The 8,713-nt window shown below is 44.8% G+C and carries 6 protein-coding genes; 4 read left to right on the plus strand and 2 right to left on the minus strand.

Annotated elements, in window-relative coordinates; all coding sequences use genetic code 11:
- Positions 1-30: 30 nt before the first annotated feature.
- A complete protein-coding gene (hypD, locus tag D6D85_RS08110) occupies positions 31-2,487 on the plus strand; it encodes a trans-4-hydroxy-L-proline dehydratase (protein WP_125671556.1) in 2,457 nt (818 codons plus the stop codon).
- A 12-nt stretch (positions 2,488-2,499) separates the two neighbouring features.
- Entirely contained in the window at positions 2,500-3,405 is a 906-nt protein-coding gene (locus D6D85_RS08115) for a glycyl-radical enzyme activating protein (protein WP_237558797.1), read from the plus strand.
- On the opposite strand, the gene D6D85_RS08120 is transcribed toward D6D85_RS08115, so the two are convergent.
- Entirely contained in the window at positions 3,402-4,127 is a 726-nt protein-coding gene (locus tag D6D85_RS08120) for a hypothetical protein (RefSeq protein WP_125671558.1), read from the minus strand. The genes D6D85_RS08115 and D6D85_RS08120 overlap by 4 nt on opposite strands.
- 193 nt (positions 4,128-4,320) lie before the next feature.
- On the opposite strand from D6D85_RS08120, the gene D6D85_RS08125 reads away from it, so the two are divergent.
- Entirely contained in the window at positions 4,321-5,382 is a 1,062-nt protein-coding gene (locus tag D6D85_RS08125; RefSeq protein WP_125671559.1) for a DNA double-strand break repair nuclease NurA, read from the plus strand.
- Entirely contained in the window at positions 5,383-7,989 is a 2,607-nt protein-coding gene (locus tag D6D85_RS08130) for a helicase HerA domain-containing protein (protein WP_125671560.1), read from the plus strand.
- Between the two features lie 10 nt (positions 7,990-7,999).
- Here the strand turns inward: D6D85_RS08130 and D6D85_RS08135 are convergent.
- Positions 8,000-8,713, minus strand: a 714-nt coding sequence (locus D6D85_RS08135) for a DUF973 family protein (RefSeq protein WP_125671561.1), incomplete at its 5' end; no start/stop codon positions are given.

Genomic DNA, 8,713 nt, shown 5'->3' on the forward strand with positions numbered 1-8,713 from the left:
CTTTTTAATATTCTTTCGCCCAAACCGAGTATGAGTATCCTATCTTCTGTTGAAGTTCAAGCCCAGCAAAAGATTGAAAGAGAATTAAAAAGGAGAAGATCCTCAATAAGACCGATAAACGAGAGGATAGCTAAGCTCAGAGAGGAAAGTGTGAATACTGAGGTAAAAATCTCATTGGAAAGAGCCAAATTAATAACAGAATTTTACAAAAGCGATATGGCAAAGGGGAAGTCCATTCCTGTTCAAAGAGCCTTAGCCTTCAAGTATCTTATGGAAAATGTCAGCCTTCCTGTCGAGGATGGCCAGCTTATAGTTGGATTGAGGGGAACCGGAGTAAAAGAGGTTCCTACATATCCGGAGATATGCACTCACAGCTTGGAGGATCTGGAAATTCTGGATACGAGAAAGAACATGCCGTACAAGGTGGATGAGGAGACGAAGGAGTTGTACAAAAATGAGATAATTCCGTTCTGGAGAGGAAGGGCGATGAGGGATATCATCTTCGATAGTCTGCCCAAGGAATGGATAGACGCATATGAAGCAGGAATTTGGACCGAGTTCATGGAACAGAGAGCTCCAGGTCACACAGCCGGAGGGGAAAGGATCTTTAAAATGGGAGTTCTCGACATAAAGGAGGAGATCAGGAAGAAGATGGAGGAGCTGAAGCCCTCCGATCCTGAGTATTATGAGAAGATGGAGGAGCTGAAGGCAATGGACATAGTTGCTGATGCAATACTAATATATGCCAGAAGATATGCGGATAAGCTTGAAAAGATGGCTGAGGAGGAGAAAGATCCTGTAAGGAGACAAGAACTCAAGCAGATGGCTGAAATATGCAGATGGGTTCCAGCTCACGCTCCAAGAACATTCTGGGAGGCCTTGCAGCATTACTGGTTCATTCATGTGGGGGTAACATATGAGACAAATCCTTGGGATTCCTTCAATCCAGGAAGGATAGATCAGCATCTATATCCATTTTACAAAAAGGATATAGAGGAGGGGAGGCTCACCAGAGAGAAAGCCAAGGAGCTTCTGCAGGCATTCTGGTTGAAGTTCAATAACCAGCCAGCTGTCCCCAAAGTAGGGGTCACAGCAGAGGAGAGCTTCACTTACAACGATTTCTCAAAGCTGAATGTAGGCGGCCTGAGAGAGGATGGATCTGATGGAGTGAACGAGCTCTCATATCTGATACTGGAGGTTTTGGACGAGATGAGAACTCTTCAACCCAATACTGCTGTGCTTGTAAGCGAGAAGAATCCGGATCATTTCCTGATAAAAGCCATAAAAGTAGTTGGTCCCGGATTTGGTGAGCCGCCGTTCTTTAACTTCGATGGAGCAATTGTGAAGATGCTGAGGCAGGGAAAATCGCTTGAGGATGCTAGAAAATGTGGAGTTAGTGGTTGTGTTGAGACAGGAGCATTTGGAAGGGAGGCATACATCCTGACGGGATATTTCAACCTGCCGAAAATACTGGAGATAACCCTAAACAACGGGGTTGATCCAAGGACAGGAAAGAAAATAGGGATAGAAACCGGAGATCCAAGGGAGTTCAGGAGCTTTGAGGATCTCTGGAATGCATTTCTCAAACAGCTCAAATATTTCATGGACATAAAAATGAAGGGAAACGACATCATAGAGTCACTGTATGCAAAATACCTCCCAGTTCCGTTCCTTTCCCTGTGGATAGAGGACTGTGTTAAAAGAGCGAAGGACTACAACTCTGGAGGGGCTAGATACAACACACAGTACATACAAGTTGTTGGTCTCGGAACCCTCACGGATAGCTTGGCTGCGATAAAATATCATGTTTTCGATGCTAAGACTTTCTCCATGGATGACCTGCTTGAGGCCCTCAGAAGGGATTTCAATGGATATGAGCTCATCAGGGAGATACTGCGCAACCCGGATAGGACGCCCAAGTTCGGGAATGACAACGACTATGCTGATGAGATAGCCAAGAGGATAGTGGACACCGTTGTTGCAATGATAGAGAGCTACCCACCATCATCTGTTAGGAGAGCATCCAGAAGAGCCTACTTCCTTCCAACAACAGTTCATGTCTACTTTGGCAAGGTTACCGGAGCAACTCCTGACGGCAGGAAATCAGGATTCCCTGTTTCCGAGGGAGTCTCTCCAGTTCAGGGAATGGACAGGAGAGGAATTGCAGCTGTCTTCAGGTCTGTTGCGAAGTGCGACTGGGATAAGACTGGAGGTGCCCTGCTAAACCAGAAGCTAACTCCAGATATATTTGAAAGCGAGGAGAACATAAGAAAGCTCGCCCAGCTAATAAGAACATTCTTCAGGATGGGAGGACATCATGTTCAGTTCAATGTGGTAAGCGCAGATCTGCTGAGAGAGGCCCAGAGAAGACCTCAGGACTTTCAGGATCTCATGGTCAGGGTTGCTGGATACAGCGATTACTTTGTCAACCTGCCAAAAGGATTGCAGGATGAGATAATAGAGAGAACTGAGCACATGGCTTTATAAGAGGAGATTTACGTGGAGGGAGTGATATTTGATGTTCAGAGATACGCTATACACGATGGACCGGGCATAAGGACTAACATCTACCTGAAGGGCTGTCCACTGAGGTGTTGGTGGTGCCAAAATCCAGAGGGAATAGAGCAGAAGCTACAGTTGATGTATTTCGAGTTTAAATGTCTTCACTGCCATCTCTGTGCCAGCCTGTGCCCAAAAAAAGCAATAGAGATAGATGAGAACGATGTTCACATAATAAAGAGAGAGATATGCGATGGATGCGGAATTTGCAGCAATCAATGTCCATCCAGCGCGCTGAAGCTTGTCGGAAGGAGGATAAGCGTAGATCATCTTTTGGAGGAGATAAAGAGGGACACTCTTTTATATGATGCATCCGGTGGGGGAGTTACTTTCACCGGAGGAGAACCATTCTTCCAGCCGGAATTTCTTAAGGAAGTGCTGATGGCATGCAAGGAGCTGGATATACACACTGCAGTAGAGACATCTGGATTTGTCTCAAGGGAGATTCTTTCATCCCTGATGAAAGATATAGACCTGTTTCTTCATGACATAAAGCTGATAGAGGATGAAGAGCACAGAATTTACACAGGGGTATCAAACAGATTGATACTGAGCAACATCAGATTTCTGGTTGACAGTGGAAGGAGAAAGGACATCATAATCAGACTTCCGGTGATACCCACTATAACGGATACAGATCACAATGTAAATGGTATAGCTGAATTTTTAGCAAGCCTAAAACTGGAGGAAATACATCTTCTTCCCTTTCACGACGTAAAGGAGAAGTATGAGAGACTTGGAATGCCCTACAAAATGACTGTTCACAGCGCTCCATCTCAGGAGAGAATGAAGGAGATAAAGGAGAGATTCGAAGAAATCGGGATGAAAGTAGTGCTATACGGTTAACTTTTATCTCCCACGATCTTCTCAACTATCTTCTTTTTCATCTTTTTCTTCAATGGCATTCTCTCCTCATAACTCATAAAATCGGAATACCTTCTCGCAATGCTCTCCCCCACTTCTGTTATGTTCACATACAGCTTCTTCTCCACGAGCTCCACGGAGACATACTTTCCCTTCAGGTACTTGTTTATGTAGTAATCCGTTAGAGCTATCTTGCTCCTTCCCTCCTCCCCTCCCAAGTTGACTCTTCCGGAGAGATCTGCTAAGCTTGCCCTTCCATCGAAGTCCTCATGAAGAACCCTGAGTATCTCCAATGCCTGCCATGGTAGGCTATTATACGGGACAATCGGCACCCTAATTGCCCTTCCATCCACCTCCGCAACGGCAACAAATCCCCTCAAGCAGGCCTTGGTGTAGAGAGCTATGCTTGCGAGGCTTCTTCCTGGTGTGACATTCACATAAACTTCATCCACCTCCTCAGCTGAAGCCCTTCCAACAGCCTCATCAACAGCATCCATTACTGCATGAACATCAGCCAGATCCGAATCTATCCACACCACATTTCCCCCTGTCATCCAGTTCATTTTCTCGATAAGATCATTTCCAAATGTCCTTCTAAAATCATCTCCTATAAAACAGATTAAATCAGGCTTTACCAGCTTTAGAATTGCCTCTATCGTGCTATCATCATAATCCGTTGCCGATACCAGTAGTGACCTTCTCATGGTATCGTAAAATTTTCTTTGATGATCAATATAAACTTTATGTCTCTGCTTTTTCCTTTTATTTCTAAGTAAAACTTTTGCGAAAGTTTTCTTTTTCCTTGCATAAAAATATTTTTTAATGGAGTTGAAGCAAAGGAAAGAGTTTATAAACAGAAAATGTACAAAAGTACTACTGGGATAATAAGGTGTCTCAATGAGAAAAGCCACCTTGGAGAGCTACTTGGCTGATAGGGAGGATAGCATAATAATAGTGCCATACAGCTCAATAAAAAAGCTCATAGAGGAGAATATAGAGAGAAGCTCAAGGGCCTTAAAGGGCTCCATTCTGAAGGTGTCATCTGCAAGGGAAAGCCTGAGAAAAATGGCAGGAATTATGAAAACAGTGGATGTTGATTCCTCAAACTTCAGGACTGTTGCTGTGGATGCTGGATACAATGGTGTTGAGACAGCAGCTGGATTCAGGCCTGTTGTCATAGCAGTTGCTGCGATGTTCAGGGGGGCTAGAAAGGAGACTGAACCAATTGCTGCAACAATGGAGGTTCCAGATATCTACATGGATGAGGAGGAAGGGAGAAGAATATCCTCAATAGTCGGATTTTATCTTCAGTTCAGGCTTGCTAGGGAGTTTCTCAGCTCAGCTGATGCAGTTTTGCTCGATGGCCCTCTGAACATGGGCTTCAGCCATCTAATGAGGAGGTTCTCCAAGGATGGGGTAAAGTTAGCTGAGATGGCAGGATCGGAGCTTGTTTCCCTTCTGAATGAAGCCAGAAGTTTTGGAATACCTGTTTTAGGTGTGGTTAAGAGGATAAGAAGCTCTGTTCTATCGAGGAAGCTCAAGCTATCCGGGCTATCAGATCTAGCTGTTTCTGATGCGTTTCTCAGCAGAGGGGAGTATACTGAGCCCATAAAAGCTGATTGGATGTGGGATGACATAGTCCTCTGGTCTAGGCTTGTCAATGTGGATCCAGCTGGACTTGAGATATACTCCTCCTTTGCAAAACTTGGGAGAAAGCCGATCAGAATAGACATGCCCGAGTACTGCGTGGATAGAGCAGAAGAGCTCCTGTCCCATCTGGCAAACATAAGCACTCCCGATAGCGGGATACCACTGCCAATAACAGCAGTTGACAGGCTCTCCAAGGTGGGAGATGAGGTGTACAGGATGTTCTACATGAGGACAATGTCAAGAGTTGCTAAGGAGCTTGGAGATCCAACTGTGATACAGTTTCTCTCCCCTCAGTACGGAGAGGATTGAATGGAACCAATAGGATATGTCATGTCAAGATCCACCCATGATAGAATACTTTTTGTGATAAAAAGAGGAAGCAGAGTTGGCATAGGATCATTCTGCACAACAAGACATCCATGGTATGAGGATGCAGTTGTGATGCTCAGGGTGAACAGGATATACTCAATGAATGAGGAGATGGACATAGGAAGGACTGCTTTAATAGCAAGTAGCTTGGGATTTGACTCAAATTATCAGAGCGAGCTGGAATATCTGGTTGCTGAGTGTGAGGTGCTTGGATACAAGAGAGTTGGAGATGAGAAGCTTTTCTGGCTTGAGAGCCCTCCAATGACATCAAGCCCTGTTTACATGGCAGATAAGGAGGACATAAGGAGATTTTTCTCGGGGGAAAGGTATGGGAGAGCTAGTGTGGAGATAGGAAGGATAAAGGGCACTGAAATACCATTTTACCTTGATTTGGACTCCATAGCAAGGGGCCATCTCTTCGTCACAGGGATGACGAGATCGGGAAAGAGCGTGTCAGGGGATACATTGATAGTCGTGTATGATGTTGAGAGATCAGATATATCCATAGTTAGAATAGATTCTCTCTGCAGCGGAAAGCATGATATAGTTGAGCTCGAGCCCCACAGATATTTTACAGTCTCCCTTGATCTTGGAATGATGAAGGCCGTATGGATGCCCATAAAAGCAGTGATAAGACACAGAAACTCGGCCAGAATGGTTGAAATAGTGACTGAAAATGGCAGAAAAATAAGAATGACACCGGATCACTCCCTTTATGTCTGGGATGGGTCAAAAATACGCCTAATAAGCCCTAAGGATATGAGAAAGGGTAGTTATTGGGTGATAGTCCCGAAGGGAATTGAGGTACCAGCTGACAGGAGGGTGGATCCAGCTCTTGCCGAGCTCATGGGGATGGCAATAGCTGATGGAGAGGTTCATGGAAATGAAGTTTTTATATACTCAAATGATCCTGAGATATTTCTTGTTGCGGAATCGGCTGGAGTTGAGTACAGGAGGCTGGAGAGAGGCCTAGAGCTCAGGGATGAGCTGTTGAAGGAGGCTGTCTCAAAGGGATTTCCCTACATACTCTCCCTTGACAATCAGCCCATGGGGATCTTCGGGATAAGAGGGGCAATGGGAAAGGCGCTGGAGGGATATTTCAGCAGGACAAGCTGGATAGATGACGCAAACTCCCTCTTCAGGAGGTATTACGATCCAACAGCCAGAAGCAAAAGGGTTGGAATAGCTCTCTCTCTTCTTGGAGTTCCCACATTCAATCACACGCCAAGGGGGTTCCTCATATGGGAGCCATCCCTCAGAATACATGTTGAAAACCTAGCTGCTGAGATGTATGCCCCAAGATGTGTCCCAGATCTAAAAAGGAGGATAAAAGGAGGCCTTATTTTTGAAAGAAGAAGATACGAGGAGATAGTGAGAAGGGTCTCCTCAGCTGAAGTTGATCCTAGAAGCGAGGAGAAGGCCATAGTGGATTTGTATCTCAAAATGATAAGGTCTAAGGTCGACTTTGACAGAATAGTTGAGATCAGGGAGGTGGAAGGAGATAGCTATGTCTATGATCTCTCAGTTCCTGGGACTGAGAACTTTTTAGCTAACGGGATATTTGTCCACAACAGCAGTTTTGCCATAAATCTGGTCAAGAGATCCCTGAACATGAACCCGAGGTTTCTTATACTCGATAGGAGAGGGGAGTATGAGGGTCTTGAGAGAGTTGGAGCCAAAATATTCGAATATAAAAGGTTCATTCCAAGTTCAGAGTTGTTAAAAGCTGAGGATGTAGCCAGAAAGCTCAGGATATCGAGAGGATCATCTGTATGGAGGCTGTTATCCCTTGTTGTGGAGGAGATAGCTGCTGAAAACCTGCCTCTTGACGGCAGCACTTTAATGAGGAAGGCGAAGGAGATAGTTGCGGAGATGGGAGGGAAGAACAGGCAGAGCTTAATTGAGCTGGATGCTAGGGTAAGAAGATTCGGAAAGGATCTGATTTCATATGAAGAACAGCTAGATATAGTGAAGGAGGTCGAGGGGAACAACATAACAGTGGTGGATTACAGCATTGATGCAAACTATGAGGATCAGTTTATAGCGACAAGAGATATGATAAGGAGGCTTTTGAAGCATGCAGTTGACTCCAGAAAGAAAGGAAACTTTGCTTTAATAGTTCTAGTTGAGGAGGCGCAGTACTTTGCACCTGAAAGAAATGCTCCAATAGTTGGCGATCCATATAGTACAGGAGTTGCCCAAGCTCTTGTAGAGGCAATAAGTCAGAGTGGAGGATACAACATGGGTTTTGTTGTGATAAGCCAGAGGCCTGCATACCTGAGCAAAAGCCTGATAAGCCAGTGCAACACAGTTGCTGCCTTCAGGCTCAGGAATGGAAATGATCAGGATGCTATAATAAGGTACACTGAGGGAGGGGACTTTGTTGGGAGCTATCTTCCAGGTCTGGATAACAATGAAGCTGTGATATGGGGGATGGCAAGCAGCATACCATTCCCTGTTCACGTGGAAATTTATACCGATATATTTCCGGAGAAAGCATCTCTTCTTCCCTCGGAGGTGTGGAGCAGAGGAAAATTGATGCCTTAGCCTATGCTGTTTATGGGACAATAATTCCCGATTTCAGCTTATTCAGAGAGTTTTTGGCACTAGTGTAGATCAGTATTAGGGCAACTAAGTCAAGGACTAACCCAGCTATGGAAATGAATGGTATAAAAATAAGGATAGCGCTTACAGCCAAGAGGATTCCAGCTATCCTGAATCCTTCATCCACATCCTTCTCCTCTGAAAGCCTAATCAACATTATGGAGAAGAGTATCTGACCAACTGCTGAAAGCAAGATGGAGAGAAATACCAGAGCAATTGTCATCAGCATGAGGACAGGAAAAGATGGGAGATGCTTTATCCCAGTTGTCAGAAATGCAGAGGGTACTGCTACAAGAACTAAAAGCAGGGAGAGGAGCACTATAATTAGCCCAATTCTTCCTATTCCGAACTTCTCACTGTACTTCTTCAAGTTACCTGTGGCCATGAAGAACAGGACAAAGGAAGCTATGGCCAGAATTGCAGATAGGATGAGCATGAGTCCACTGACAGCAATGTAAGGGAGGGCCCCTACCAGCTTTCTCTCGAAAATCGATATTATTGTGCGATTCATTGTAGTTATATTTGAATATAGTGATATGTTGAGAAAACTCATGTGCGGAAGGACAGCCAGCAGCAACAGAAAAGCGGCCATTCCAAAAACAATTGAGAGTACTGATATAAGAGCCCCGTTCTTGAGCCTCTCAATTCCCTCTGTTAATTCATCTAG

The organism is Candidatus Methanodesulfokora washburnensis (assembly GCF_003947435.1).
GTDB lineage: Archaea > Korarchaeota > Korarchaeia > Korarchaeales > Korarchaeaceae > Methanodesulfokora > Methanodesulfokora washburnensis.

Bases quoted from the DNA above. Each gene is read 5' to 3' on its own strand.
- hypD (WP_125671556.1), top strand. From the start codon at position 31: ATGAGTATCCTATCTTCTGTTGAAGTTCAAGCCCAGCAAAAGATTGAA.
- D6D85_RS08130 (WP_125671560.1), top strand. From the start codon at position 5,383: ATGGAACCAATAGGATATGTCATGTCAAGATCCACCCATGATAGAATA.
- D6D85_RS08120 (WP_125671558.1), bottom strand. From the start codon at position 4,127: ATGAGAAGGTCACTACTGGTATCGGCAACGGATTATGATGATAGCACG.
- D6D85_RS08125 (WP_125671559.1), top strand. From the start codon at position 4,321: ATGAGAAAAGCCACCTTGGAGAGCTACTTGGCTGATAGGGAGGATAGC.